28 protein-coding genes are annotated in these 26,667 nt (G+C 39.1%); 15 read left to right on the plus strand and 13 right to left on the minus strand.

What is annotated here, in order from left to right:
• Window positions 1-275: 275 nt before the first annotated feature.
• From BLR27_RS05755 to BLR27_RS05765, 3 genes are all read right to left on the minus strand, one after another.
• The gene (locus tag BLR27_RS05755; protein ID WP_090701740.1) at window positions 276-1,649 is read right to left on the minus strand and encodes a Gfo/Idh/MocA family protein; all 1,374 of its coding nucleotides are present in this window, start codon (window positions 1,647-1,649) and stop codon (window positions 276-278) included.
• Window positions 1,650-1,726: 77 nt separating this feature from the next.
• Entirely contained in the window at window positions 1,727-2,782 is a 1,056-nt protein-coding gene (locus BLR27_RS05760) for a sugar phosphate isomerase/epimerase family protein (RefSeq protein ID WP_090701744.1), read from the minus strand.
• Window positions 2,783-2,792: 10 nt separating this feature from the next.
• On the minus strand, window positions 2,793-3,950 hold the full coding sequence (locus BLR27_RS05765) for a Gfo/Idh/MocA family protein (RefSeq protein ID WP_090701748.1): 1,158 nt from the start codon (window positions 3,948-3,950) through the stop codon (window positions 2,793-2,795).
• Window positions 3,951-4,313: 363 nt separating this feature from the next.
• Between BLR27_RS05765 and BLR27_RS05770 the strand changes: the two genes are divergently transcribed.
• On the plus strand, window positions 4,314-5,333 hold the full coding sequence (locus tag BLR27_RS05770; RefSeq protein ID WP_090701750.1) for a DUF3500 domain-containing protein: 1,020 nt from the start codon (window positions 4,314-4,316) through the stop codon (window positions 5,331-5,333).
• A gap of 103 nt (window positions 5,334-5,436) precedes the next feature.
• On the opposite strand, the gene BLR27_RS05775 is transcribed toward BLR27_RS05770, so the two are convergent.
• Together BLR27_RS05775 and BLR27_RS05780 are read right to left on the minus strand one after the other, a co-directional pair.
• Window positions 5,437-5,766, minus strand: coding sequence for a DUF3276 family protein (locus BLR27_RS05775; protein ID WP_090701754.1), 330 nt, complete (start codon window positions 5,764-5,766; stop codon window positions 5,437-5,439).
• Window positions 5,767-5,938: 172 nt separating this feature from the next.
• On the minus strand, window positions 5,939-7,723 hold the full coding sequence (locus BLR27_RS05780) for an ABC transporter ATP-binding protein (RefSeq protein ID WP_090701757.1): 1,785 nt from the start codon (window positions 7,721-7,723) through the stop codon (window positions 5,939-5,941).
• 311 nt (window positions 7,724-8,034) lie between these two features.
• Between BLR27_RS05780 and BLR27_RS05785 the strand changes: the two genes are divergently transcribed.
• The 9 genes from BLR27_RS05785 (at window position 8,035) to BLR27_RS05820 (ending at window position 14,172) form a co-directional block, all read left to right on the plus strand.
• The gene (locus BLR27_RS05785; protein WP_090701760.1) at window positions 8,035-9,123 is read left to right on the plus strand and encodes a Glu/Leu/Phe/Val family dehydrogenase; all 1,089 of its coding nucleotides are present in this window, start codon (window positions 8,035-8,037) and stop codon (window positions 9,121-9,123) included.
• 38 nt (window positions 9,124-9,161) lie between these two features.
• The gene (nusB, locus tag BLR27_RS05790) at window positions 9,162-10,109 is read left to right on the plus strand and encodes a transcription antitermination factor NusB (protein ID WP_090701764.1); all 948 of its coding nucleotides are present in this window, start codon (window positions 9,162-9,164) and stop codon (window positions 10,107-10,109) included.
• 56 nt (window positions 10,110-10,165) lie between these two features.
• A complete protein-coding gene (locus BLR27_RS05795) occupies window positions 10,166-10,609 on the plus strand; it encodes a DUF1573 domain-containing protein (protein ID WP_090701767.1) in 444 nt (147 codons plus the stop codon).
• A 25-nt stretch (window positions 10,610-10,634) separates the two neighbouring features.
• Window positions 10,635-10,925: a preprotein translocase subunit YajC gene (yajC, locus tag BLR27_RS05800; protein WP_221406300.1), complete on the plus strand. Its 291-nt coding sequence runs from the start codon at window positions 10,635-10,637 to the stop codon at window positions 10,923-10,925.
• A gap of 82 nt (window positions 10,926-11,007) precedes the next feature.
• On the plus strand, window positions 11,008-11,955 hold the full coding sequence (locus BLR27_RS05805; protein WP_090701771.1) for a CdaR family protein: 948 nt from the start codon (window positions 11,008-11,010) through the stop codon (window positions 11,953-11,955).
• Complete coding sequence (gene coaE, locus BLR27_RS05810; protein WP_090701774.1) at window positions 11,952-12,548, plus strand: dephospho-CoA kinase; 597 nt, start codon at window positions 11,952-11,954, stop codon at window positions 12,546-12,548. The genes BLR27_RS05805 and coaE overlap by 4 nt, the downstream gene beginning before the upstream one ends.
• Entirely contained in the window at window positions 12,520-13,500 is a 981-nt protein-coding gene (locus tag BLR27_RS05815) for an MBL fold metallo-hydrolase (protein ID WP_245704452.1), read from the plus strand. The genes coaE and BLR27_RS05815 overlap by 29 nt, the downstream gene beginning before the upstream one ends.
• Window positions 13,490-13,648 carry a DUF5522 domain-containing protein gene (locus BLR27_RS18485; protein ID WP_176767617.1) on the plus strand — a complete coding sequence of 53 codons (159 nt, stop codon included), beginning with the start codon at window positions 13,490-13,492 and terminating at the stop codon, window positions 13,646-13,648. Before BLR27_RS05815 ends, BLR27_RS18485 begins: the two co-directional genes overlap by 11 nt.
• A gap of 74 nt (window positions 13,649-13,722) precedes the next feature.
• Entirely contained in the window at window positions 13,723-14,172 is a 450-nt protein-coding gene (locus BLR27_RS05820; RefSeq protein WP_090701781.1) for a MarR family winged helix-turn-helix transcriptional regulator, read from the plus strand.
• A gap of 48 nt (window positions 14,173-14,220) precedes the next feature.
• Here BLR27_RS05820 and BLR27_RS05825 read toward each other — a convergent pair whose 3' ends face one another.
• Genes BLR27_RS05825 through BLR27_RS05835 form a run of 3 tightly spaced genes read right to left on the minus strand, consistent with a single transcriptional unit; the run spans window position 14,221 to window position 16,227 of the window.
• Complete coding sequence (locus BLR27_RS05825; protein WP_090701784.1) at window positions 14,221-14,934, minus strand: ZIP family metal transporter; 714 nt, start codon at window positions 14,932-14,934, stop codon at window positions 14,221-14,223.
• Window positions 14,916-15,497, minus strand: a complete 582-nt coding sequence (locus BLR27_RS05830) for a phosphatase PAP2 family protein (RefSeq protein ID WP_090701788.1) — start codon at window positions 15,495-15,497, stop codon at window positions 14,916-14,918. The genes BLR27_RS05825 and BLR27_RS05830 overlap by 19 nt, the downstream gene beginning before the upstream one ends.
• Window positions 15,490-16,227, minus strand: a complete 738-nt coding sequence (locus tag BLR27_RS05835; RefSeq protein WP_090701791.1) for a class I SAM-dependent methyltransferase — start codon at window positions 16,225-16,227, stop codon at window positions 15,490-15,492. Before BLR27_RS05835 ends, BLR27_RS05830 begins: the two co-directional genes overlap by 8 nt.
• Window positions 16,228-16,325: 98 nt before the next feature.
• Here BLR27_RS05835 and glmM point away from each other — a divergent pair, with 98 nt between their 5' ends.
• The 3 genes from glmM to BLR27_RS05850 all read left to right on the plus strand — a co-directional run bounded on the left by glmM (window position 16,326) and on the right by BLR27_RS05850 (window position 20,216).
• On the plus strand, window positions 16,326-17,717 hold the full coding sequence (gene glmM / locus BLR27_RS05840; protein ID WP_090701795.1) for a phosphoglucosamine mutase: 1,392 nt from the start codon (window positions 16,326-16,328) through the stop codon (window positions 17,715-17,717).
• A 120-nt stretch (window positions 17,718-17,837) separates the two neighbouring features.
• Window positions 17,838-18,980 carry a cysteine desulfurase family protein gene (locus tag BLR27_RS05845; protein WP_090701798.1) on the plus strand — a complete coding sequence of 381 codons (1,143 nt, stop codon included), beginning with the start codon at window positions 17,838-17,840 and terminating at the stop codon, window positions 18,978-18,980.
• A 339-nt stretch (window positions 18,981-19,319) separates the two neighbouring features.
• Complete coding sequence (locus BLR27_RS05850) at window positions 19,320-20,216, plus strand: MBL fold metallo-hydrolase (protein ID WP_090701802.1); 897 nt, start codon at window positions 19,320-19,322, stop codon at window positions 20,214-20,216.
• Between the two features lie 65 nt (window positions 20,217-20,281).
• On the opposite strand, the gene accD is transcribed toward BLR27_RS05850, so the two are convergent.
• The gene (gene accD, locus BLR27_RS05855; protein ID WP_090701806.1) at window positions 20,282-21,124 is read right to left on the minus strand and encodes an acetyl-CoA carboxylase, carboxyltransferase subunit beta; all 843 of its coding nucleotides are present in this window, start codon (window positions 21,122-21,124) and stop codon (window positions 20,282-20,284) included.
• Window positions 21,125-21,289: 165 nt separating this feature from the next.
• Here accD and fbaA point away from each other — a divergent pair, with 165 nt between their 5' ends.
• Both fbaA and BLR27_RS05865 read left to right on the plus strand, forming a co-directional pair.
• Entirely contained in the window at window positions 21,290-22,369 is a 1,080-nt protein-coding gene (gene fbaA, locus BLR27_RS05860) for a class II fructose-bisphosphate aldolase (RefSeq protein WP_090701809.1), read from the plus strand.
• Window positions 22,370-22,465: 96 nt separating this feature from the next.
• Window positions 22,466-22,930: a GNAT family N-acetyltransferase gene (locus tag BLR27_RS05865; protein ID WP_090701813.1), complete on the plus strand. Its 465-nt coding sequence runs from the start codon at window positions 22,466-22,468 to the stop codon at window positions 22,928-22,930.
• Window positions 22,931-22,985: 55 nt separating this feature from the next.
• Here the strand turns inward: BLR27_RS05865 and BLR27_RS05870 are convergent, their stop codons facing one another.
• The 4 genes from BLR27_RS05870 to BLR27_RS05885 form a co-directional block, all read right to left on the minus strand.
• Window positions 22,986-23,834, minus strand: a complete 849-nt coding sequence (locus BLR27_RS05870; RefSeq protein ID WP_090701820.1) for a hydroxymethylglutaryl-CoA lyase — start codon at window positions 23,832-23,834, stop codon at window positions 22,986-22,988.
• Between the two features lie 109 nt (window positions 23,835-23,943).
• The gene (locus BLR27_RS05875; protein WP_090701823.1) at window positions 23,944-25,278 is read right to left on the minus strand and encodes an NAD(P)/FAD-dependent oxidoreductase; all 1,335 of its coding nucleotides are present in this window, start codon (window positions 25,276-25,278) and stop codon (window positions 23,944-23,946) included.
• Window positions 25,279-25,314: 36 nt separating this feature from the next.
• A complete protein-coding gene (locus BLR27_RS05880; RefSeq protein WP_090702287.1) occupies window positions 25,315-25,635 on the minus strand; it encodes a 2Fe-2S iron-sulfur cluster-binding protein in 321 nt (106 codons plus the stop codon).
• Window position 25,636: 1 nt separating this feature from the next.
• The gene (locus BLR27_RS05885; protein ID WP_090701827.1) at window positions 25,637-26,641 is read right to left on the minus strand and encodes an NAD(P)/FAD-dependent oxidoreductase; all 1,005 of its coding nucleotides are present in this window, start codon (window positions 26,639-26,641) and stop codon (window positions 25,637-25,639) included.
• Window positions 26,642-26,667: the final 26 nt, after the last annotated feature.

Raw genomic sequence — 26,667 nt, forward strand, 5'->3', positions numbered from 1 at the left:
CAAAAGAAGCATTTCGGTTTGCAATATATAAATTAATAAGGATTCTGAAATTAATTTAATATTATCACTTCTGAAAGTTTGAATATGGGGCTTATCAGGATAAAGATTTGTGAATGTAAGAAAGCCAGTTGATCAACGCAAAATTGTCGGCATTACGTCTATTCCTATTAAAATACATTTCTGCCAAAAAAGTCTACAGGCATTCACTGTTAATTTCAGCAAATGCCTGCAGACCTTAATAGGATTAATATAATAGGAATAATTAATGTTGCCTGCTAAATTCCATTTACTCGCCAGCCTTTGCGATACTTGCGACGCAAGTATTTTTCGGCTTCCGGGTAATTAGGGAACTTCATCCTGGCAGAATCCCATTCCAGCACCTTGCCAGGAACGCGAATAGCTATTGTGCCCAGGATTATAGCCTCGGTCATCGGCCCGGACTGGGCGAAGTGAGATTCGGTCTTTTCACCACCGAGGCAAGCATTTATGAAGTGATGATAATGATTGCGGTTTTCGAGTTTCGGATGTATATAATCCTTAAATTTACTCTCCGGCAAAAGTTTAGGCATCCCGCCATGCGGTATGAGCAAGGCACCTTCAGTACCGATTAGCATCGCTGATTCAGCCGGATAATCTTCCACTGAGTATAGGGCTCGGACTTCTTTTGGCGGATAGAACTCACCGTCGAACCATTCCAGGGGAAGCACATTCGATTCGGTGAGCTGATTGCCAGGAAACATCCATGTAATATGATTGCCTTGAGGCCATGTGTCAGCCCGGCGTTCAGAAGAGTCTTGCCAGGATTTCTGTACTTCTGCCATTACAGATTTGGGTGGTTTCATATCTAAACCTTTCCAGACTGCATCGAATATATGGCAGCCTATGTCACCAGACCATCCAGTCCCGAAGTCCTGCCATGTTCTCCATATGGAAGGATGATAGATGCCAGGTACATAAGGGCGCATCGGTGCTGTGCCGATCCAATTCTCCCAGTTCAATTGTGGTGGCGGCTCCTGTCCCTGTGCTGGACGTGGCCCTTCGAGCCGGTATTTTGCGACAGCACCAGGGCGATTGGAGCAAAGATAGGCATGTTTGATTTTTCCGATAGCTCCTTCTCTAAGCCATTGAACAGCTGTGCGGTCGCCAAAGGTAGAGGCAACCTGTGTTCCGAGTTGTGTAATTACTCCGGCCTTGACCGCTTCATTAGTGAGAATGCGCACTTCCGCGACATCGTGACACATAGGCTTCTGACAATAAACATGTTTTCCATTACGAATTGCCTGTATTGCGATGGCAAAGTGATTATGGTCAGGAACTGTTACGTTTACTGAGTCTATCCTGTTACCCTCCACCTTAAGCAGTTCGCGCCAGTCTGTATAAGTGCGGGCACCCGGAATTGCTTCTGATGCCCTTTTTAAATTGTTTGCGTCCACGTCGCATATTGCAACAATTTGCAGATTCGGATGCATTTTGAAATTTTGCAAGTCGCCCCATCCCATCCCTCCCACGCCAATGCAGGCATGGTTAAGTTTGCCTACCGGTGATGCAGCTTTGGCGGATGGCCTGAGGATCAGGGGCCCGGCAATAGCAGCAGTTGCGGCAGTTAGCAAAAAATGCCGGCGCGATACTAAACGATTCTTACCTTTCATAATTCAGGGATATTTTTTTTATATTTAATTTGCTTTGTTAAACTGTAGAGTAGATGCTTCTTAAAATAGCAATCCCCTTAATTTATGCCGATGATTCTTCGGTTAAACTCATCATTTTTACTGGCTCGGGCAAAATCATCAAATGCCTTTTCAGTCACTCTGATGATATGGTCATTGATAAAAGCAGCTCCTTCGCGCGCGCCATCTTCAGGATGCTTGATACAGCATTCCCATTCCATCACCGCCCAGCCAGTATAATCATATTGAGTGAGTTTACTGAATATCTTTTTAAAATCAACCTGCCCATCACCCGGAGAGCGGTATCTGCCAGCCCGGTCAGCCCAGTTCTGGTAGCCACCAAAGGTTCCCTGTTTGCCTGTTGAGTTGAACTCAGCATCTTTCACATGAAAGGCTTTGATACGTTCGTGATAATGATCGATATATTGAACATAATCCAGACATTGCAATACAAAATGGGATGGGTCGTATAAGAGACATGCCCTGGGGTGATTATTAACCTTTTCAAGGAACATTTCATAGGTCACACCGTCAAACAGGTCTTCACCGGGATGGATCTCATAACAAACATCCACGCCATGCTCATCAAAATGGTCAAGTATCGGCAGCCATCTCTTAGCCAGTTCCTTAAATCCTGCATCCACCAGTCCGGCCGGTCTTTGCGGCCATGGATGCCAGGTATGCCATAATAATGACCCGCTAAAGGTTGCATGCGCATTGAGTCCCATATTTTTAGAGGCAACAGCACCGTACTTTAATTGCTGAACAGCCCATTCTGTCCGGGCTTTCGGATTGTTATGTACCGATGGGGGTGCAAAGCCATCAAACAGCAGGTCATATGCGGGATTTACGGCAATGAGCTGTCCCTGTAAATGGGTCGATAATTCGGTGATCTCTAAGCCGCATTCATTTACTATCCCTTTAATTTCATCCGCATAGGTTTTGCTTTCAGCTGCCTTTTGAAGATCAATACAGCGGCTGTCCCAGGTAGGGATCTGTACGCCGGCGTATCCAAGGCTTTTTGCCCATTTGCAAATGGATTCCAAACTGTTAAATGGTGCTTCGTCACCTAAAAATTGAGCCAGGAATATTCCGGGTCCTTTTATAGTAGTCATATTTTATTAATTAAACTTCAAAATTTGTCCATTTATCATTGCTCAAACTGCTTTTAACTACATTGTCGATAAAGGCCATTCCTCTTACTCCTTCATTCACCGATGGAAAATCCAGAGCTTCAGGAGCAGGTACTGTTCCATCTGTCCGGGCCGAAAGGCACAGTGCAAAATTACGGTAGAGGTTACCGAAAGCTTCCAGGTAACCTTCGGGATGTCCGCCTGGTGTGCGGGAATTGAAGGCGGCAAAGTTTGAAAGATTATGTCCTCCTGTTCTTAAAATTTGCACAGGCTCATCCAGCCACTTCAGAATTAAGGTGTTCGGCTCCTGCTGGGCCCATTCAAGTCCGCCTTTTTCACCATAAATTCGGATCTTTAAAGCATTTTCTTCTCCTGCTGCAACCTGGGATGCGATCAGTACACCGTTTGCTTCATTGTCAAATTTTAGCAGAACGTTTCCGTCATCATCCAGTGCCCTGCCCTCAACCATAATGTTCAGGTCGGCGCAAAGCTTTGTGATTTTTAAACCACTGATATATTCCGCCAGATGTGCGGCATGGGTACCGATATCGCCCATACAACCACTTTTTCCTGACCTTGCCGGATCTGTACGCCACTCAGCCTGTGGATTTCCATCTTTTTCAGATAATCGGCTTAACCATCCCTGAGGGTATTCCACAATTACTTTCCTGATCTTACCCATGGCACCTTCCCGGATCATTTGTTTAGCCTGTTTCACCATAGGGTAACCGGCATAAGTGTGCGTAAGGAGTAAGCTCAGTCCAGTATCTTCCACTTTTTTCTTAAGCTGCTTTGCTTCATCAAGAGTAAAAGTGATCGGCTTGTCGATCACAACATGGAAACCATGTTCCAGTGCCATCATTGCCGGAGCAAAGTGGGCATGATTTGGGGTGACAATGCTCACAAAGTCCATTCTCTTGTCCGCAGGAAGCAGGCTCTCTTTCAGAATCATTTCTTCAAAATTGGGATAGATTCTGTCTTCCGGAAGAAAAAGCGATCTTCCGCTTTCGAGAGCTTTTTCCGGGCTGGAACTGAGTGCCCCGCATACGAGCTCGATCAGGCCGTCCATGTTGGCAGCAATCCGGTGAATGCCGCCGATAAAGGCACCTTTTCCTCCGCCAATCATTCCCATTCTTAATTTTCTGTTCATACTATGTTGTTTAAAATATTAACTAGTATTAAAACAATATGTCAGAAACTAAAGTAATTAATCAGGTTTAGCTAAAATGTCGTTGATTTAACAATAACTATCACATTTAAAACAATTTTGCCTTTTTAAATAATTTGACAGTATATTCTTGGGAGGTGATCAAAAAAAATTAAATTAAAATATCATAAATCAGAAATTGAATATTATTTTTAAAAAATCGCTTTGCCTATTACTAAATAGTTAGTAAAAGCTAACTATTCTTTCTCTTGTTTTTAGTCTTAATTTATAATTAACTCTATAATTCGATTTATTGCTTGTCTTTAATATTAATTAACAGGGATTTAAAAAAAAATATAAATAAAAATGAAGAAAACTCTTTTTTTGCTGATCACATTGTTGCTAATGCAGGGTATTGTCTTTGGACAGGATGCAGTTTCACTAGCTAACCGTTTTATCGCATTGCTCAGTGAGGCCCAAAAGACCGAAAGCGTTTTCCCTTTTGATGTGGAAGAACGGTATAATTTTCATTTTGTTCCAAAGCAGAGGAGAGGGATCACCTTTAATGAAATGAATCCCCCGCAACATAAACTGGCATTGGAATTATTACGGTCATGCCTTGGTGAAGAAACTTTCAAAAAGACCAATGATATCATGCAATTAGAAAATGTGCTGAAAGAATTGGAAAATAGAAAACCAGAGGATCGGTTTCGTGATCCGGGAAATTACCATTTTACAATTTTTGGAACGCCCTCATCAAAAACCATTTGGGGTTGGCGATTTGAAGGGCATCATATTTCTTTCAATTTCTCATTTAATAAAAAAACACTGGTAGCAGGCACTCCAGGATTTCTTGGAAGCAATCCTGCAATAGTACTTGACGGACCACTGGCAGGCAAGCAGGTATTGAAACAGGAGGCAGATAGGGGATTTGCTTTATTGAACTCCCTGACAAATCCACAAATAAAAAAGGCGATCATCGATACAGTAGCATTTGCAGATATCCAAACATTTAATAAACGTGATGCGATGCTTGGAAAACCTGTTGGAATCAGGTATTCTGAATTGTCAAAAGAACAGCAATCTTTAATGCTGCAGCTGATCAGTCTTTATGTTCATCGCTACAAGCATGATTTTGCCGAAAAAATGATGCAGGAGATTCAAAAGGAGGGTTTAGAAAATATTTGGTTTGCATGGGCTGGCCATACCAGGCCAGTAATAGGTAAAGGTTCATACTACCGTGTACAGGGGCCAACAATTCTTATTGAATACGATAATACTCAGAATAATGCTAACCATGTTCACTCTGTACTTCGCGACTTAAAACATGATTTTGGAGGAGATCTGTTGTTAGAGCATTACAAAAAGGGGCATTCACATAAATAATCAGCTGATTTCAGGGTTAAAAAAATCAGGACATAAAATAAAGGCCCCGATTCAGTTTTTTGAATCGGGGCCTTTATTTTAGACCAGAAATATTTTAAATCAGTTATATCTCAAATGAGAAATCGTCATCTGCTTTTGTCTGCTCTGTATGATTCTCTGAATATTCGTATCTTTTTTCTACGACTTCCTGATTAGCCTTAATATAATCGATGGTATCCTTCAGGCCTTCTGCAAATTTTTCAAAGTCCTCCTTGTAAAGGAAGATCTTGTGCTTTATAAAAACACCATCTTCCAACCGTTTCTTACTTTCTGTTACGGTTACATAGTAATCGTTTGAACGCGTAGCTTTAACATCGAAAAAGTAGGTGCGCTTCCCGGCTCTTACCTTCTTCGAAAAAACCTCTTCTCTTTCTTTGTTGTCGAAATCTCCCATTGTTTTTTTTAGTTTCTTGGGGTAAATATAATAGATATTCGGAAAGTAACAAATTGATTTTTTTAGGGTGATGGCATATTTCAGAATGGAATTCTAAGGGGATACATATTCATATTGGTTAATTAGAAGCCAATGTGAACCACCTGGCCTTTAATTATATGAACTACCCATATCAGGGTGTCTGCTCTTCCAGAAGCTGTTTTTCGAATAGCTCGAAATAACTTCCTTTTAGTGCCATTAATGCCTCATGAGTGCCCTGCTCAATGATCTCTCCTCCATCCATCACCAGAATTTTGTCGGCATTCTTTATAGTGGATACCCGGTGAGCAATTAAAATACTGGTCTTGTTATTCATTAAACGTCCAAGATTATTTAGTATCTCTTCTTCAGTTCGGGTGTCAATCGCAGAAAGGCAATCATCAAAAATAAGGATCTGAGGCTCTTTTATTATCGCTCTTGCAATGGAAAGCCTCTGTTTTTGTCCGCCGGAAAGGGTAATACCCCGTTCACCTATCATCGTTTGAAAGCCTTTTTCAAAACCTATTATATTTTCATGCAGGGCTGCATTTTGGGCAGCCTTTTCCACCTGACCGGGTTCTGCCACGGTTAGGCCAAATGCTATATTATTAAAGATCGTATCCGAAAAGAGAAATACTTCCTGAGGAACAAAACCTACCTGATCACGATAATTGTTCAGATCCAGCTTTTCAACCTGATGATTATCAATTAATATTTCGCCATTATCAGCATCATACATTCGCATTAATAAGTTCGCTATCGTTGACTTTCCGGAACCTGTTCGGCCAATAATTGCAAGAAATTGCCCTGGTTCAACTTTAAATGAGATGTTTTTAATTGCCTGAATGCCGGTATCAGGGTACTTAAAGCTAACATCCCTAAATTCTATTCCGCCTTTTAAGTCAATTTTTTCATTAGAATAAGAAACAATTTCTGGTTGGGTCTTTAAAAACTCATTGATCCTTTTCTGAGAAGCGGAAGCTCTCTGGACCAATGAAGTTACCCAGCCTAATGAGGTAACAGGGAAGGTAAGTTGATTGACATAAACAATAAATTCGGCGATATTACCAGAACTGATCGTTCCCTTAATTACTTCAATGCCACCAATATAAACCGTTATGATGGTACTCAAACCAACAAGCAATAGCATCATCGGATAAAATAAGGCCTGGATCTGGACCAGTGACATGGAATGTGTTTTATAATCTTCACTTTCCTGATTGAATTTTTTACGGATATCATCTTCCCGCACATAGGCTTTGATCACTCTGATTCCTGAGAAAGTTTCCTGCACAAAGCTAGACATGGATGAAAGCTGCTGTTGTATTTTTTCACTCCTCTGGTTTATGATGGTATGCACATAATAGATCGTGACTGCAAGAAGGGGTAGGGGCAATAAGGAAAAAAAGGCAAGTCTGGCGTTTACACTAAACATAGCCACAATGATCAGAATGAATAGAACCGTTGTGTTGATGGTGTACATGATGGCAGGGCCAAGATACATTCTTACTCTGCTGACATCCTCTGTAACCCTGTTCATTAGGTCGCCAGTATTATTACGACGGTAAAATGCCATGGATAGCTTTTGATAATGCTGATAGATCTCATTTTTAAGATCATATTCAATATGCCTTGACATGAGGATAATTGTTTGCCTCATGAAAAACAGAAAAAGGCCTCTGAGTAAAGCAAGGGCCAATACAATCAGACCAAAAAACAATAAACTCTGCCCAAAAATTATCTCAATTAGTTTTTGCCTTTCAAAGCCATTAAAAAGCCTGTAAATGGCAATATTTTCATTAACAAGGTCAAATGCAATACGAATGACCTGCGCCGGAAGCACAGCAAAAAGATTGGAAATAATTACAAACAGAACACCAGGCAGAAAGCGCCAGCGATATTTGTAGAAAAATTTATTGAGATATGCCAGTTCTTTCATCTGATCCTTGGCTTGCAAAAATAGGTATTTATGTTTTAGCTTATACGTTTTACGTCTTAAGTTTATTTACTGTAAATGATTTAAGAGTGATATTTGTAATAATATGTTTTGTGGGCTGGTTTATTCGAAGAGAAAATGATAGTATCCAACTGTATGGTTCTTGTTAGCAAGTGGTTGTTATTAATCCTGCCGATATTCCTAAATATCAAAAGAGGAAGGAGATAGTTTTACTTTTAAATGATTTAGAATTTTGAATTAGGTCATAGTTTGGAATTTTTACTACTTTTGTGGCCTAAAGTCAGGCAAGTAACATGATATTATCTCAATTTGATGAACATTCAGTTTTTAGTCAGCTTGATGCTTTTGGACATCAAAAAGTAGTTTACTGTAGTGATCCGGGTACAGGATTAAAGGCAATTATTGCCATTCATGATACAACTTTGGGGCCTGCCTTAGGTGGAACCCGGATGCAGCCATACAAGTCAGAATACGAGGCATTGCATGATGTATTGCGTTTGTCGCGCAGTATGACCTACAAATCTGCGATTACAGGTTTAAATCTGGGTGGCGGGAAAGCAGTGATCATCGGAGATAGTCGTTTACATAAATCTGAAGCTCTGATGCGCCGGTTTGGTCGCTTTATTGAGAATCTCAATGGTTCTTTCATAACTGCAGAAGATGTTGGTACCAACCCCAGGGATATGGAATATATCCGCATGGAAACCAAGTATGTTACAGGAATTCCTGAATCAATTGGCGGTAGTGGTGATCCCTCTCCTGTAACTGCAAGAGGCGTGTTCATGGGAATAAAGGCATGTCTGAAGGAACATTTCGGGAATGATAGTCTCGCAGGAAAATCAATTGCAGTTCAGGGAATTGGCCATGTTGGAGAAAATCTTGTTGGATTACTCAGAAATGAGAACGCTAAGGTTTATATCAGCGATATTGATGAGGAACGTTTAGGTCAGGTTGCACAAAAATATGGAGCAATTGCCGTTGCAAATAATAGTCTTTTTGACCTTGATATTGATATTTATTCGCCTTGTGCCCTTGGTGCTACAGTGAACACAGAAACTATTAACCGGTTAAAATGCTCGATCATAGCCGGTTCAGCTAATAATCAGCTTGCTGATGAAGTGGTTCATGGTAATATGTTGCTTGAGAAAGGGATCATGTATGCACCGGATTATCTGATCAATGCCGGTGGTCTGATCAATTGTTACTCCGAGATTGCAGGGTTCAATAAAAAGAAAACGCTTCAGATGGCTGAAAACATCTATGATGCCACCAGAAGAGTATTGCAAAAATCAAAACTTGAGAATATCCCAACAAACGAAGCGGCAAATAAAATTGCCGAGAAACGTATTGAGGATATCAGAAAAATAAAAGCTTCCTATTAATTTAATAGGATTTATTAAACACAAAATCGTTCTTATACATGTTAAACAGAAGGCATCTGAGGGTAAAAGCGTTACAGGTATTGTATTCATATCAGCAATCGCACGTGAAGGAAATATTGCCTTATGAAAAGGCTTTACTACAAAGTGTTGACAAAGTATATGAAATGTATATCTGGTTACTATCATTGCTTGTAGAAGTAGCAGATTATAGTATAATTGATGCTGAAGAGCGTGCTAATAAGCATTTGCCATCAGAGGAAGACCTGAATGCAAGTGTCAAGATTCAGAATAATCTCTTTATTGTTTCTTTAAAACAAAACACTGAATATCTTGCTGCAGTTAAGAAGTATAAGATATCATGGGATTTTGATCCGGAGATCTGTAAATCCATTTTTATCACATTAAAGGCTTCAGCAGAGTATACTTCTTTCTTAAATCTTACAGAACATACTATCCAATCTGATAAAGATATTATCAAGTATATTTTCAAAAAACTTATCCTGAAATCCCCTGGTATTGAGCAGATATTCGAAGAGAAGTTCATTAACTGGCCGGTGGATAAGGATGTTCTTCAGGCATTGGTCGCAAAAACATTCAAGAATTTTTCCAGTACAGTACCTGATGATAATAAACTTGCCCAGATCTGCCCCAATTGGGATGAAGACCGGCCTTTTATTTTGGATCTCTTTAAAAAGGTGATTGCCTTTGAAAAAGAATATCAGGAACTCATAGCCCAGAAAACTAAAAACTGGGACTCAGAAAGGATTGCATTAATGGATACATTATTGATGCGAATGGCTATAACTGAACTTATTCATTTCTCATCCATACCTGTTAAGGTTACGATGAATGAATACATTGAAATATCAAAAGAATTCAGTACACCTAAAAGCAATTCATTTATAAACGGTATTTTAGATAAAATTTTGGCGGATCTGAAGGCTTCAGGAAAAGTTCGTAAGTCAGGACGTGGATTAATGGAGTAAATTTGAACAAGGATTTTCATAAATGTTATTTTGAGCAGAATAAATATTAAATAAGAATGAGAAAAATTTTTTTATCAATTGCTTGTCTTGTAGTTTTAGCAGCATGCAATAATCAGAAAACAGTAGAAAGCACTGCAGATTCAAAGGAAACAAGTGAAATTGCAGCAGTTGATACATCCAATGCCCCTGCATTCAAATTCGAAAAGGAAGTATATGATTTCGGCGAAATAAAGGAAGGCGAAAAAGTAACCTATGATTTTAAATTTAAAAATATTGGTAACAGTCCTTTAATTATCAGCAGTGCAACCGCAACCTGTGGGTGTACAATTCCTGAATATCCGAAAGAACCAGTTGCACCGGGTGCTGAAGGAGTTATTCGTGTAGTATTCAATAGCGCAGGTAAACCAGGCATGCAAAACAAGATCGTTAGTATCACAGCAAATACAATACCCTCACTTACTGAGTTGAATATATTGGGTAATGTAATGGCTGCAGAATAATTAAAAACCAAAAAGAATATAATATATGAATATGGAACAGATCGGGCAGTTTTTACCAATGCTGCTAATTATTGTAGTGTTTTACTTTTTTATGATACGCCCTCAAATGAAGAAGGCAAAGGATCATAAAAAGTATGTTGAAGAATTAAAAAAAGGTGATAAAGTGATCACAACATCAGGAATACACGGTAAAATTGTTGAAATGAATGACTCAACCTTTCTTATTGAAGTAGAGAGTGGTACAAAGATCCGTTTTGAGAAATCTTCAGTATCCTTAGAGGCTTCTAAAGCTCTTAACCAGCCAGCAGCCAAATAATTGTTGCGATAAATTATACGATCGCCGCTTCTTTTGGAGGCGGCGTTTTTATTTAACTAAATTTGATAAACGATAGTTAAATATGCCATTTATAAAATTCAGTAAAGTTGAACGTCGCCGAATTTCGCTTTTTTTCATCTGCCTGATATTTGCAGTTGGAGCCTGGATGTTCTTCGCACTGTCAAACAGGTATGTTTATCAGGTTCAAACCTTGGTTCGTTATGTTAATTTTCCCGATAATAAGGCCTTTCATTCATTGCAATCCGACACAGTAGATCTTCGGGTTGAAGGTACAGGCTGGCAATTGTTATTCTCTAAACTGAGGATAAACCCCCAATCAGTGGATGTTGACCTGGAGAAACTCAAAAAACAAACATTTATTGATCTTTCTGACCAGTTAAGTTATATAAACAGGCAATTTGAATCTACCCAGAAGGTAGTAAAAGTAAGTCCCGATACCCTTTATTTTGATTTTTCATCCCGTGCAGTAAAAAAGATCCCGATCCGTCTGAATTATAACATTCGGTTTCAGAGTCATTACGGCATCTCAGATACGATACAGATATCTCCATCCTATGTTACAGTTACCGGACCTGGAAAGGAACTTGACCAGATCGATTACTGGTATACAGATACCCTGAAATTGAAAAATATTAATAGCAATATCACAAGTAAAATATCATTGCAGCGACCATTAAAGGCTAATATTAGCATTTATCCAAGGGTTGTCGATCTTAAGCTTATGGTTGATGAGTACACCGAAAAAGTAATTGAAGTGCCGGTAATGGTACTTAATAACACTGAATTCAGCAATGTTAAGTTGCTGCCTGATAAGGTTAAAATTACTTTTCTAACTGCATTAAGTAATTATTCCAAAATAGAGCGGGGCGATTTTGAGGTAAATGTTGATTTAAATAATTGGAAATCAAAGGGGTATAAACAATTTCCGGTTGTAATAAGCAAGTTTCCCGACTTTTGTGAGCTGGTGAAAATTGAGCCCCAGAACCTTGATTTTATAATTCAGAAATGATGCTGAAAATTGGTATAACAGGAGGGATAGGGAGCGGTAAAACAACCGTTTGTAAGGTTTTTGAGTTATTGGGAATCCCGGTGTTTTACGCTGATACTGTTGCAAAATCGATTATGCACACTGATCCTGTTTTAAAGCAAGAGATCCTGAAAACATTTGGAGAAAAATCATATTTCAGTGATGGAGAATTGAACAGACCCTATATTTCATCCATTGTTTTCAATAATGAATCAGAGCTAACTAAATTAAATGCTTTAGTTCACCCTGCTGTATTCAGGGCTTTTGATGCTTGGCTAGCCAAGCATAGTGATGCACCTTATATTATCAAGGAGGCCGCACTTTTATTTGAAACTGAATCTTATAAAATGTGTGACTTGTCTGTTTTGGTGATTTCGCCCGAAGCTTCCCGTATTCGCAGGGTAATAGCCAGAGATGGTATCAGCACAGAAGAAATATTGCTGAGAATGGACAGACAATTTAGTGATGAACAAAAGATAAAACTGGCAGATCATATTCTGATCAATGATGAAAGTCGCTTACTGATCCCCCAAATTCTAACTCTGCATGAGCAGTTCCTCAAGATTGGCACCTGAGATGATCATCGAAGATTTTTTAATACTAACTGACAATGGATTGTATTGCCGTATTGGTAATTTTTACCTTGATCCAAAACACGCTGTTGAACATGCAGTCATATCTCATGCACATGGTGATCATGCGGTAAGAGGGAATGTCAATGTGTATTGTACGGCTGCTAGTGCCGCAATTATACAGCACAGATACCATAAGCAGGCGGGAAAGAACTTTTTGATCTATTCATGGTCTGATATTTTTGATTTGAACGGGGTTAAGATCAGTTTTATACCTGCTGGTCATATACTGGGGTCGGCCCAGATTCTATTAGAGTACTTAGGCATAAGATACTTATATACAGGAGATTATAAACTACAGGAAGATCCAACTTGTGAAAGGATTGAATTTGTGAAAGCAGATGTATTGATCACTGAAACTACTTTTGCTGATCCATCTGTGAAGCACCCGGATGCGGTTGACGAGATCATTAAACTGAATGCATTTAATCATAATGTATTGCTTGGAGCCTATTCATTAGGTAAGGCACAAAGGTTGTCCAGACTGATCTCAGACCATTGTCCGCAACGCAGTACACTCGTACATCATTCAATTTTCAGCCTGAATAAGCTCTATGAATCTTTTGGGTTTAGCCCGGGTAAATATGAGCTTTATAATAGAAAGCAAATGAAACAACCTGATCAGAATCTGGTTTATATTATTCCACCTTTAACCTTCAATAGCTATATTAGAGCAAAGAATGTGGTAAGGGCATTTGCTTCTGGCTGGATGAAACTGCAAATGAATAACGATCTTCAGTTGCTGATCTCTGATCATGTTGACTGGGATGATATAATTACTATGCTAAAAGAGGTAGAGCCAAGACAAGTTTGGACACTTCATGGTAATGGAACCTATCTAAAGGAACATTTTAAAGGTAAGTTATTGGTTAAATTACTGAATAATGCTGATTGAAAATATTGATTACTACCTGGATGAGGAGGGAGATCTTGTTTTTACTGAAGCTTACCATTTGAAAAGAGGGAATTGCTGTAAAAACAAATGCAGACACTGTCCCTGGAAATATGGTCAGGATACTAATCAGACAGAGAAGGATAAATAGAATGCTTTTTTGCAAATTTGTTGGTATTCCTGGCTGTCAAAATTCTTAAACAAAATTGAAATTGTATATCATACATGGAAATAGAGAAGGAAATTTATAGTAATAAGTTTGAGAATAATCACCAGAAGGCAATCATTAATCTGATCTATACGTATGGCTGGATAACTAATTTACTTAGGAAACAGCTTAATAAATATAAAATAACCCTTCAGCAATACAATATCCTGCGAATTTTACGCGGACAACACCCGAATCCGGCAACGATCAATATGCTGAAAGAGCGAATGCTGGATAAGATGTCGGATGCCTCCAGAATTGTTGATCGCCTGGTACAAAAGGAGCTGGTTAAACGATGTATCAATAGCAAAGACCGGCGGGCAGTGGATATTCTGATCACAACCAAAGGTTTGGACCTTCTTCTTAAATTAGATGTGGAAATGTCGTCTAAAAACATCCTCGACAAAAATATCAGTACTACAGAAGCAGGGGTATTGAGCGATCTGCTTGATAAAATGAGGGGATAGACAAAAGTTGACTTTATGCCTCAGCGATTTTTTTTAACAGAATTTCACTTAGTGCATAAAAAAACCTGCCAGGGCAATACTTACTCCAAGAAGAACCGCAACGATCTTTTTTAAATTAAATTTATGATCAACGCTCGATTCGAATAATATGGTTGTAGAAATATGGAGGAATATTCCGATCACCACACCCATTATTCTGTCGAAATAAACTTCAATATTGCCGATGGAGCCTTGTCCGATCTCGAAGCTCAGCCAGTAGCCTAAAGGACTCATCAGTGCAAATAGTATCAAAAGTGATGTGACTGAGCCTTTACTTAATTTATTCTCTAATAGAACGCTTCCTAATGCGAATGCGGCCGGGATATGGTGTAAAGCAATTCCGTAAACAAGTTCTTTATGCTGTCCCTGAGCTAATGGCATACCCTCAAGAAATGCATGTAAGCAAAGGCTGATCATTATCCCGAAAGGGAAAATATAGTGTTTATGGCTGTGTTTGTGAATATGTCCATGTTCAATTCCCTCAGAAAATTGCTCCATTAATATCTGAAGAAGAAATCCGCCAAGTATATACAAACCGATTTGCGGATTTCCCGAAGAATAAACGTCGGGCATCAGATGCAATACTGTTATTGCGAATAAATAGGCGCCACTAAAAGACAATACCAGTTTTAAACGGTTCGAATTATCTTTTTTGAATAGAAATATTCCCAGTCCGCCCAATAAAGAACTGCTGAAAAGAAGTATCAGTTCCCAGGTTTCCATGATTTGAATGTTTTGCTTGTCAATAAAATTGTACCCATAATATACCCTATCATTCCCCCAAGTATTGCCCCTGCAAGGATATCAACAGGATAGTGGACCCCAACATAGATCTGTGCGAAACTTATGGATGCTGCCCAGAATAATCCCAATGGCAAGATCATCTTCCATTTGGGGTAGAACATCACTATTAAAAATGCAGCTAGTCCAAAATGATTAGTTGCATGTGACGATGGAAAACTATAGCCGCTGCCACAGGCAATGATGTTTTTTACATCAGCCTTAATATCAGGGTCATTGCAGGGCCTGAGCCTTTGAACACTTGGTTTTACAATAGACGAGGAAAAAAAATCAGTGAATCCGAAGGTCAAACCCAGAAATAATATCATTATCCAGCCCTGTTTCCCATAATTACGGATAAAAAACACAATGATGAAAAGATATAAAGGCGTCCAGAAAAAACGATTTCTGAGAGCAGGCATAAGCCAATCAAAAAAAGGATTGTTTAAACCATGGTTGATGGCAAAAAAGAGATTCTGATCAAACTGAATTAATTGTTCAAGCATTATCTTTTTGGCAAATGAATATTAAACGGTCAGATTTGTTTTCATCGAAAGGATTTAATGCATAATCACCAAAGTGATTTAAAATCTTGAATCCGCTTTTTTCAAACATTCTTTCAAAGTCGCCTTTTGTGAAGGCTTTTACTTCTTCCTTAAATGCAAAATCTTTATTCTTATGCTCAAAAGAAATGCTTTTGATTATTTTTCCATTCGCGATCTTCTTACTGATATAAAAATCTATACCATCAACATGCTTCACTTCCTGATGTGCAAGATTTCGCATGATCTTTTCGCTGTTAAAATAATCCAGAACTAATATGCCCGATTTTTTTAATGATTTATGGAATGCTTTGAGGGCCTTAACATGATCTTTTTCGGTTTCAAAGTATCCGAAACTAGTAAAAAGGTTGAAGGCAATATTGAAATAGTTAATATAAAATGTATACCGCATATCATGTACATAGAACTGAAGGTTCTCGTTCTCAAATTGCTGGGCAAATTTTATACTTGCATTTGAAAGATCAATGCCCGTAACATCATATCCTTTTTTATTCAGGTACACAGAATGTCTTCCACGGCCACATGCAATATCAAGCAGCTGAAAGTTTTCTGCTGGCTTTAGAAATGCGCAAAGATTATCTATAAAGAATTCAGCTTCTTCGTCATTTCTTTGATGATATAAGATATGGTAATAGGGGGAACTAAACCAGTTTTGAAACCATTTTTTTGGCATATGCAGGTATCAGTATTATACTGCAAATATATACATTTACCTTTTTACAGTTCGTGTATACAATGGATTTGTTATTTTTGGGTCTTTAATCATATAATGTGGCTTTAATAAAATCAATCTCAGGAATCAGAGGTACAATAGGTGGAATGGCAGGCAACGGTTTAACACCGCCTGACATCATTAAATTTACCGCAGCCTACGGTCAATGGGTAATCGCGAATACCGGAAAGAAGAAAATTGTAATCGGCAGGGATGCCAGGATATCTGGCGAGATGGTCAGAAATTTAGTCGTAGGAACTCTTCAGAGCATCGGGATCGATGTTGTGGATCTCGGACTTTCAACTACTCCAACCGTAGAGGTAGCCGTTCCTGATGAAAATGCAGGTGGGGGGATCATTCTTACAGCGAGTCATAACCCAAAGCAATGGAATGCTTTAAAACTGCTTAATGAAAAAGGAGAGTTTATTTCTGATCTGGATGGACAGTGGGTTTTAACAATGGCTGAAAAGACTGATCTTGAGTATGCTGAGGTAAACGATCTGGGTACAGTGGTTTATGATGATAGCTATCTTCAGAAACATATTGATAAAGTTCTGGCTTTGCCACTTGTTGATGTGGATGCCATTCGTAAGGCAGATTTTAAGGTAGTGATCGACTGTGTTAATTCATCGGGAGGCATTTTTGTTCCTGCGTTGCTAAAAGCATTAGGAGTGAATACTGTTCATGAACTTTACTGTGAACCCAACGGTGAATTTCCTCATAATCCTGAACCTCTTCCGGAAAATCTGATTGATCTGTCACGTGAAGTAGTTTCCAAAAAGGCCGATCTTGGTATTGCCGTTGATCCGGATGTTGATCGCTTGTGTTTTGTTTGTGAAGATGGTTCTATGTTTGGAGAGGAATATACTCTTGTTGCAGTGTCTGACTATGTTTTAAAGCATACTCCCGGAAATACTGTTTCAAATTTATCTTCCACACGTGCTTTGAGGGATGTTACTGAATCTGCGGGATGCACTTATACTGCAGCAGCAGTTGGTGAGGTAAACGTGGTCAATGTAATGAAGGAAACCAATGCGATAATAGGTGGAGAAGGTAATGGAGGGGTAATTTATCCCGAATCTCATTATGGCCGTGATGCCCTGGTTGGGATCGCCTTGTTTTTAAGCCATCTGGCTAAAAAAGGTCAGACTGTTTCTGTTCTGAGAGCATCTTATCCTGCTTACTTTATATCGAAGAATAAGATCACACTAACGCCTGAGATGGATATCGATGCATTGCTTGCCGAAGTTGAAAAACGATACGAAAATCAGCCTCATAGTACAATTGACGGATTGAAAATTGAATTTGATAAGCAATGGGTACATCTTAGAAGGTCGAATACAGAGCCTATAATCAGGATATACTCTGAAGGTAGTTCAGAAACTGTTGCAAACAATCTGGCTCAAAAAATAATATCAGATATAAAAGAAATATTAAGGCTGACTGAATAGTCTTTTTAACAATTATTTAATATCGCTTAAATTCAGGAGCGAAAAACTCTCTTCATGTTTGCATACGTTTTAACCAATGGCTTATGCAAGCTCTTTATTCGTTTATTATAATTTTTAGAAATGCGTGTATATCTGGATAATGCTGCAACAACACCTCTTGATAAAGAGGTTTTAAAGGCAATGTACGAAGTGATGGAAACCCAGTATGGAAACCCATCTTCAATTCATGCACACGGCCGTGAGGTTCGTACACTCATTGAAAAGGCCCGTAAAACGGTTGCTGGGTTACTGCATGCGTCACCATCTGAATTTTTCTTTACTTCCGGAGGCACAGAAGCTGATAATATGGCTATTCGTTGTGGGATCATTGATCACGGAATAAAACATGCTATCACTTCTTCCATTGAACATCATGCGGTTCTTCATACGCTTCAGGCTCTGGAGAAAAGCGGTGTGATTCGTCTCAGCTATGTCAATATTGATTTAAAGGGTTCTATAGATTACAAACATCTTGAAGAATTATTGAGCACCAATGATCGCAGCTTTGTTTCATTGATGCACGCAAATAATGAATTGGGAACTCTGACTGATATTGAAGCAATAGGAGAATTATGTGAACAATATAATGCCATATATCATTGCGATACAGTTCAGACCATGGGACATTATCCCCATGATCTAAGTAAATTAAAGGTGCATTTTCTGGTTTGTGCGGCGCATAAGCTCCATGGACCAAAAGGTGTAGGCTTCCTCTATATTAATCATGCTATTAAGATCAATCCCATGATCTTTGGCGGATCACAGGAAAGAAACATGAGGGGTGGAACGGAAAATGTGTACGGCATCATTGGTCTGGCCAAATCTCTCGAGATCGCTTATGAGGAAATGGAAAAGCATCATGAATATATTCAGGGACTGAAAACATACATGATGGAAGAGTTGGTCAAAAATGTTCCTGGAATAGAATTTAATGGTGAAACAGCTCCTGAAAAAAGTCTTTACACAGTATTGAATGTGTCTTTTCCAGAGATGGAAATGGCAGAAATGTTGCTTTTCAGTCTTGATATAGCCGGTATATCAGCTTCCGGAGGTAGTGCTTGCAGTTCCGGAACAAATATAGGGTCACATGTTTTAAATGGAATACATGCCAACCCTGATCGTCCTGCTGTTAGATTTTCATTCAGCAAATTTAATACCCGTGAAGAAATTGATTATGTGGTTGGAAAGGTGAAAGAGCTTTGTTCATTGCCCTCGAAGGCATAATTAGAGACATGATTTGAATGCTAAATTAGTTTGTAAATTTCAGCAGTATTTCGTAAATTAGTACTACCGAAACACTAAGGTAAGGAGGATGTCATGACTAAAAAACATGTTTCAAAAAGTTTAAATAAGGATGTTTCGAAAGATGTCTTAAAAGAAAGACCCGTCACCAAACATCATTATACCGGTTTGGGTCCTGGATATAGCTTCAGTCACCATTCCCACAACCGGGTCAATTATCATTCAATTGGGTTTAACCATGAACCCGGTACTTTGTAATTAAAAATCCCGCTTAGGCGGGATTTTTTTTAACTATATTTATTTCTATAAATCTTTATTTTAATGCAGCGCAGAAAATTCATACAATATACAGGTCTGTCTTTAGGAATGATAGCCTTATCCTATAACAAGACCTTTGCAGATATTTTATTACAGCCAAAATATAAATTCAGCCTTCTGAGGAATAATGTTGGAATATTTACAGAACAGGGTGGAACTATTGCCTGGTTATCTAACAGTGCTGGAATGGTAGTGGTAGATACTCAATTTCAGGATCCTGCAATGCATCTTATTGCTGAATTGAAAAAGGGATCAGAAAAACCTCTTCAATATTTGATCAATACTCATCATCATGGAGATCATACCGGTGGTAATATTGCATTTAAAGGTTTGGCTGAAAAAGTGGTAGGTCATGTTAATTGTCTTGCCAACCATCAGAAAACAGCGGCTGCACAGAAATCAGAGGATAAACAGTTGTTTGCAGATACTGTATTTCAGGATCAATGGAAGGCTAAAGTTGGATCTGAACGTATTCAGGCACAATATTTTGGCGCAGGCCATACCAATGGGGATATCATTGTCCATTTTCAGGATGCCAATATCGCCCATATGGGTGATTTGATGTTTAACAGACGTTATCCTTTTATTGATAAGAGTGCTGGTGCTAATATTCAGAGCTGGACCGAAGTGCTTGAAAAAGCGATTGCTAAATATGATAAGGATACATTGTTCATTTTTGGACATTCACTTGATCCGGAAAAGGTTACAGGAAATAAAGAAGATCTGAAAGCAATGCAGAACTATCTTGAAAAACTGCTTGTTTTTGTCAGGAATGAGATTAAGGCAGGTAAGTCTAAAGATGATATAATAAAAGCAGTGAGTATTCCTGGTGCTGATGAATTTCAGGGTCAGGGGATACAAAGGAGTTTGACGGCAGCGTATGAAGAATTGACTGCCTAGAATTAAAGCCAATGATTTATTTTCGAGTTATGGGCAAAGCGCTCATAACTCGTAATCCTTAATATCTAGGAGATCATCTTCAGGAAAGATCCCAGTTTAGCTTTCATTTGTCGTCTGTCAACGATGAAATCCAGAAACCCATGTTCTAAAACGAATTCTGAGGTCTGGAAACCTTTCGGAAGATCTTTTTTAATGGTTTCTTTAATTACCCTCGGGCCTGCAAATCCGATCAATGCCCCTGGCTCAGATATATTAATATCGCCCAGCATAGCATAAGAGGCCGTTACCCCTCCAGTTGTAGGATCGGTGAGCAATGAGATATATGGTATCTTTGCTTTGCTTAAAAGAGCTAATTTTGCGGATGTCTTAGCCATCTGCATTAATGAAAATGCAGCCTCCATCATTCTGGCGCCTCCCGATTTAGAGATCATCATGAATGGGATCTTATTTTTGATACTATAATCAATGGAGCGGGCAATTTTTTCACCTACAACTGATCCCATTGAACCACCGATAAAGTTGAAGTCCATACAGGCAATAACAATATCCTGTCCGGCTAATTTTCCTGTTCCTGAACGAATTGCATCATTTAGTCCGGTTTTCAAATAGCTTTCTTCCAGTCGTTCTGTATATTTTTTTGAATCAGTAAAATTCAGAGGGTCTCCGGAGCGGATATTTTCAAATAGTTCTGTGAACTGATTATCATCGAATAGGATTTCAAAATATTCTTTAGAGCCAATTCGTAAATGATATGCACAATATTGGCAAACATATTTATTCTCCACTTGCTCTGCATAGTGCAAGGGCTTTTTACAGGAGGGGCATTTATTCCACATCCCATCAGGTGTCTCTTTTTTCTCCTCGGTAGAAGTAATTATCCCCTTTTTTTCTCTCTTAAACCAGGCCATTTTGGATATTTGTATAACGTACAAAGAAACAAAAATTTTAAGAAAGCAATGCTCTTGCCTGAACATTGAATTATTGTAAACTGAATTGTACAGATTTATCAGCCTGTTCCCTTGAATTTGAGCCTATTTTTCATAATTTAGTATCCGATAATTAAACTAAAAAAGATGAATTTAAAAGGATTTAAGGGTGTATTGCATGGTGATGCAGTTCAGGAATTATTCGAAATTGCCAAAAAACATCAGTTCGCACTGCCAGCAGTTAATGTAATTGGAACAAATTCAATAAATGCGGTGATGGAAACGGCAAAGTCTGTGAATTCACCTGTGATCATCCAGCTTTCAAATGGCGGAGCTCAGTTCTACGCTGGAAAATCTTTAAATAATGATAATCTGAACGCCTGCATTCTAGGAGGTGTATCAGCAGCACAGCATGTTCATCTTCTTGCTGAGCATTATGGTGTTGCTGTAATATTACATACAGACCATGCTGCTAAAAAACTTTTACCATGGATCGATGGTTTGCTTGATCATGGTGAAAAATTCTTTGCCGTGAATGGAAAACCACTTTATTCATCGCATATGCTCGATCTTTCTGAAGAGTCTATCGAAGAAAATATAGAGATCAGTAAAAAGTATCTTAGTCGTATGAAGGGTCTGGGGATGACTCTTGAAATTGAACTGGGTGTAACCGGTGGAGAAGAAGACGGTGTTGATAACAGCGATGTGGATAGCTCAAAATTGTATACTCAGCCATCTGAAGTTGCTTATGCTTACAAAGAATTGAGTACAATTAGTGAGAAATTTACTGTTGCTGCTGCTTTTGGTAATGTTCACGGGGTTTATAAGCCAGGAAATGTGAAACTACAGCCGGTTATTCTGAAAAATTCTCAGGACTACGTTCGTTCAGAATTTAAGATCGCTGAAGAGAAGCCAGTAAATTTTGTGTTTCATGGCGGTTCAGGTTCCACCAAGGAAGAAATCAGAGAAGCGATCTCTTACGGGGCGATCAAAATGAATATCGATACTGATATGCAATGGGCATTCTGGGAGGGTATCAAAGATTATTATAAATCAAAGGAAGCCTATCTGCAAAGCCAGATCGGAAACCCGGAGGGAGAAGATTCACCAAATAAAAAATACTATGATCCGCGCGTATGGTTGCGTAAAGGAGAAGATACATTTGTAAAGCGGTTGGCTCAGGCATTTGACGACCTCAATTGTATTAATGTTAACGATAAGCTTTAAGCTTTTATATTAGTTCAAGGGCCTCAAAAGGGCCCTTTTCTGATAGTTTTTTAAAAACAGAACTATTTAAACTGACAATTATAATCTTTATATAATATGCAACAATCGATCGAAGTCAGAAGGGTGAGTGATGCAGAAGAACTGGAACATGTATTTGCCATCAGAAGGAAGGTATTTGTGGATGAGCAGAACTGTCCTCCTGAACTCGAATGGGAATATGAAGATGAATCTGTTCATTTTCTGGGGACTGTGAATGGCGAACCTGCAGCTGCATCGCGATGGCGGAAAACAGATAAGGGATATAAACTGGAGCGCTTTGCGGTATTAAAAGAGTATAGGGGAGTAGGGCTGGGGAAGGCTCTTGTAGGCGCTGTACTAAAAGATCTTCCTAAGGATGCCACTTATGTTTACCTGCACGCTCAATTAGCTGCAATGCCATTATATGCTAAATTTGGATTTGAAAAGGCTGGAGAACAATTTGAAGAAGCCGGGATTCAGCATTTTAAGATGGTCCTGGATGAGTTGTCAGTTAACAGTTATCAGTTAACAGTTAACAGTTAACAGTTTGGGTACGGCAGCCAGACAACAGACAACAGACAACAGACAACAGATATTTTTACCTGAAAATCCTTCCTGAATAGTTCATCGCTTCATTCCATTTTTCCATATCCAGTGCGGGATCTTCTCCTTTTGATTCCAGAAATGAAATAAGGCTTTCTGTCGCAATATTTCCTGTAAGATCATCAGTTGCCATAGGGCACCCACCGAACCCCCTGAGGGCGCTGTCATAGCGTCTGCAGCCACTGTTCCATGAAGCTTCTATTTTTTCGAACCAGCTGGCAGGGTTACTATGAAGATGAACACCAAATTCGATCTCAGGAAAGCAGGAAACCAGGTGAGGAAAGAGGTAGTTGATCTTCTCCGGACTTGAAACACCTGTAGTGTCTGACAGGGATAATATTTTAGCCCCACGTTTTGCTAATTCGCCAGCCCAGTGTTCAACGATCTCGTTACTCCATGCATCACCATAAGGGTTACCAAATCCCATCGATAGATAAATTACGGCTTCTTTATTTGATTTGCTGCATAAGTTAAGTAGTTCTTCTACCGTATTTAGTGATTGTTCTATACCTGAATTTGTATTTCGCTGCTGAAAAGTTTCTGATACAGAAAATGGGAAGCCCAGATAGGAGATCTGGGGATGTTTAACAGCTTCTTCAATGCCTCTTTTATTGGCAACTATAGCAAGTAATTTTGTGCTTTCGGGACTTATCTCAAGCATTTCAAGAACTTCCGCTGTATCTTTTAGTTGTGGGATTGATTTTTCTGAAACAAAACTTCCAAAATCAATGGTATCGAACCCAACCTTCAGTAACAAATTGATATATTCTGCTTTAATTTCTGTTGGTATAAATTCGTGCATTCCCTGCATCGCATCCCGGGGGCATTCAATCAATTTTGTCATCAATGTCTATCCAATCTAATTAATAATTAATTGCCCCCCTGTCATAGCGGGATTGCCCCATTTGTCATAGCGGACTTGATCCGCTGTCATAGCGGACTTGATCCATTCGTCATAGCGGACTTGATCCGCTATCATCATGGTCTCGACCCTTTGTCATCACGGGCTCGATCCGTGAAAACCTCCTAATGATCAGCCTCGTTCCCCGGTCATAGCTAAAATAGCTCCATACCCAGTTCACAAATGTCACTACTTTATTTCGAAATCCAACTAAAGACATTAAGTGAACAAACATCCAAACAAACCAGGCAAATACTCCCTGAAAACGGATCTTTCCGATATCAACTACAGCCAGGTTTCTGCCAACGGTAGCCATGGAGCCCTTATCGAAATATTGAAAAGGTTCTGGTTTTTCATTATTGATAAAGCTGATCAGGTTTTTTGCAAGCATTTTACCTTGTTGGATAGCTACCGGTGCTACTCCTGGCAATCCATTTGGTTTTTCGTCAGTAATGAATGCAGCAACATCTCCAATAGCAAAAATATTCTCATAGCCTTTTACCTGATTAAATTCATTTACCAGAATCCGGTTAGCTCGGGTAATCGCATCAGGACTAAGGCCTTCCGGAATAGAGCCTTTAACTCCTGCCGACCATAATACATTTTTAGTATCAATAGCTTGTCCGTCAGATAGTTTAATGAGTTTACCATCATAGCTTACTACTCTTATATTTGTTAAGACCTGTACTCCAAGTTTTTCTAAAAAAGCTTTTGCCTTAGTAGAAGCCTGTTCAGACATCGCACCCAGAACCTCTGCAGAACCCTCTACCAAATAAACCTTTACATCATTAATGCTGAGTTCAGGATAATCTTTTGGAAGAACATGTTTTTTCAGCTCGGCTAAGGCCCCTGAGAGTTCAACACCAGTAGGTCCCCCGCCAACAACTACAAAATTTAACAAAGAGCTCTTAATTAATGGGTCATTCTCGATTAAAGCTTCTTCCAGATTCTGAAGGATCATACTCCTCAGATTTAATGCTTCAGGAATAGTTTTCATTGGCATTGAATAGCGCTCGATCTCTTTCTGTCCGAAGAAGTTGGTGTCTGAACCAGTAGCTATGACCAGATAATCATAATCGATCTCACCAATAGTGGAATAAACCTTTTTTAGATTTGGATCAATACGTTCAACCTCTGTAACTCTGAACGTAAAATTCTTTTGATCTTTAAATATTTTACGAAGCGGGAATGCAATAGAATCAGCTTCAAGTCCGCCGGTTGCAACCTGATAGAGCAGCGGCTGGAAAGTATGATAATTATGCCTGTCAAGCATTAATACCTCTGTTTCTTTGTTTTTTAAGCGTTTAGTAAGCTCAATTCCTCCGAAACCTCCGCCTATAATGACAATTTTTGGGAATGCACTGGAATTATTAACAGACTGGTCCATGGTAATTGATCTATAAAAATCATAAAAGCAAAATTGCTATTGTTCGTCACCTCTGATCTTAAAAACCATGCCATTCAGGTTTTCGCTCATGCGGATCTGGCAAGCCAATCTGCTATCGAAACCTGCATCAGGCAGGGTGTCCAGCATATCCATTTCATCATTTCCGGCTGCTGGCAAATTATCCAGTCCTTTTAATACCTGTACATGGCAGGTAGCGCAAAGGGCCATACCGCCGCAGGTAGCTAATATATTATAGCCTGAAGCCTTCAGGACTTCCATCAGACTAAGACTTATTTCTTCAGGTATTTCAACGGGCTGTTGTTCCCCGTTTCTATCTTCAATGGTAATATTGATCATTTTAAAATGCATTTACTCCATAAACGGTTGTGTATTTAAAACTTAGTTTCTGATCAGGGTAAACATATTTGAATGCACTTTGTACCATTATGGCGGCTTCATGAAATCCACATAAGATCAGTTTAAGTTTGCCAGGGTAGGTGTTGATGTCTCCAATAGCATAAATACGATCTACATTGGTAGAATAATCAAATGTATTTACCTGAATGGCTGATTTTTCAATATTTAATCCCCAATCTGCGATCGGGCCTAATTTAGGACTAAGCCCGAATAAAGGGATAAGAAAATCCGTTTCAACCGACCTTTTTACTTGATCTCTTCCTATAAAGAATACTTCTCTAAGTTGTTCAGTGCCTGATATACTCAGAAGGTTAGATTGAAGGATCAGGTCTATTTTGCCATTATTTGCCAGTTCATGTACTTTTTCAGCTGAGTCCGGTGCTCCCCGGAAGGTATCGCCCCGGTGAATCAGGGTAACTCGCTTAGCTACATCAGAAAGGAATATGGTCCAATCAAGCGCTGAATCACCTCCGCCGGCCAGAATCACCTGTTTGTTTCTGAATGTTTCAGGATTCTTCACCATGTATTCCACTCCCTTGCCTTCAAAATCGATCAGTCCCTCAATATCTGGTTTACGTGGTTCAAAACATCCCAGTCCACCGGCAATAACTACCACCTGGCAATGTATCATGGTGCCATCATTTGTTCCTACTAAAAAAGATCCATCATCTTGTTTAACTAATGTTTCAACTCTTTCCCCAAGTGTAAATCCCGGATCAAAAGGTGCTATTTGTTCCATTAACCTTTCTACCAGTTCCTGGGCTTTTATTTCCGGATATCCCGGTATATCATATATGGGCTTTTGTGGATAGATCTCGGATAGTTGTCCGCCAACCTGAGGCAAGGTGTCGATCAGGTGGCATCTCATCTTTAGTAAACCTGCTTCAAATACTGCAAAAAGTCCGACAGGGCCGGCACCGATTATACATATGTCTGTTGAAATCATTTTATTTTATTGATATTAAATTTGTC

The organism is Daejeonella rubra (assembly GCF_900103545.1).
GTDB classification, from domain to species: domain Bacteria; phylum Bacteroidota; class Bacteroidia; order Sphingobacteriales; family Sphingobacteriaceae; genus Daejeonella; species Daejeonella rubra.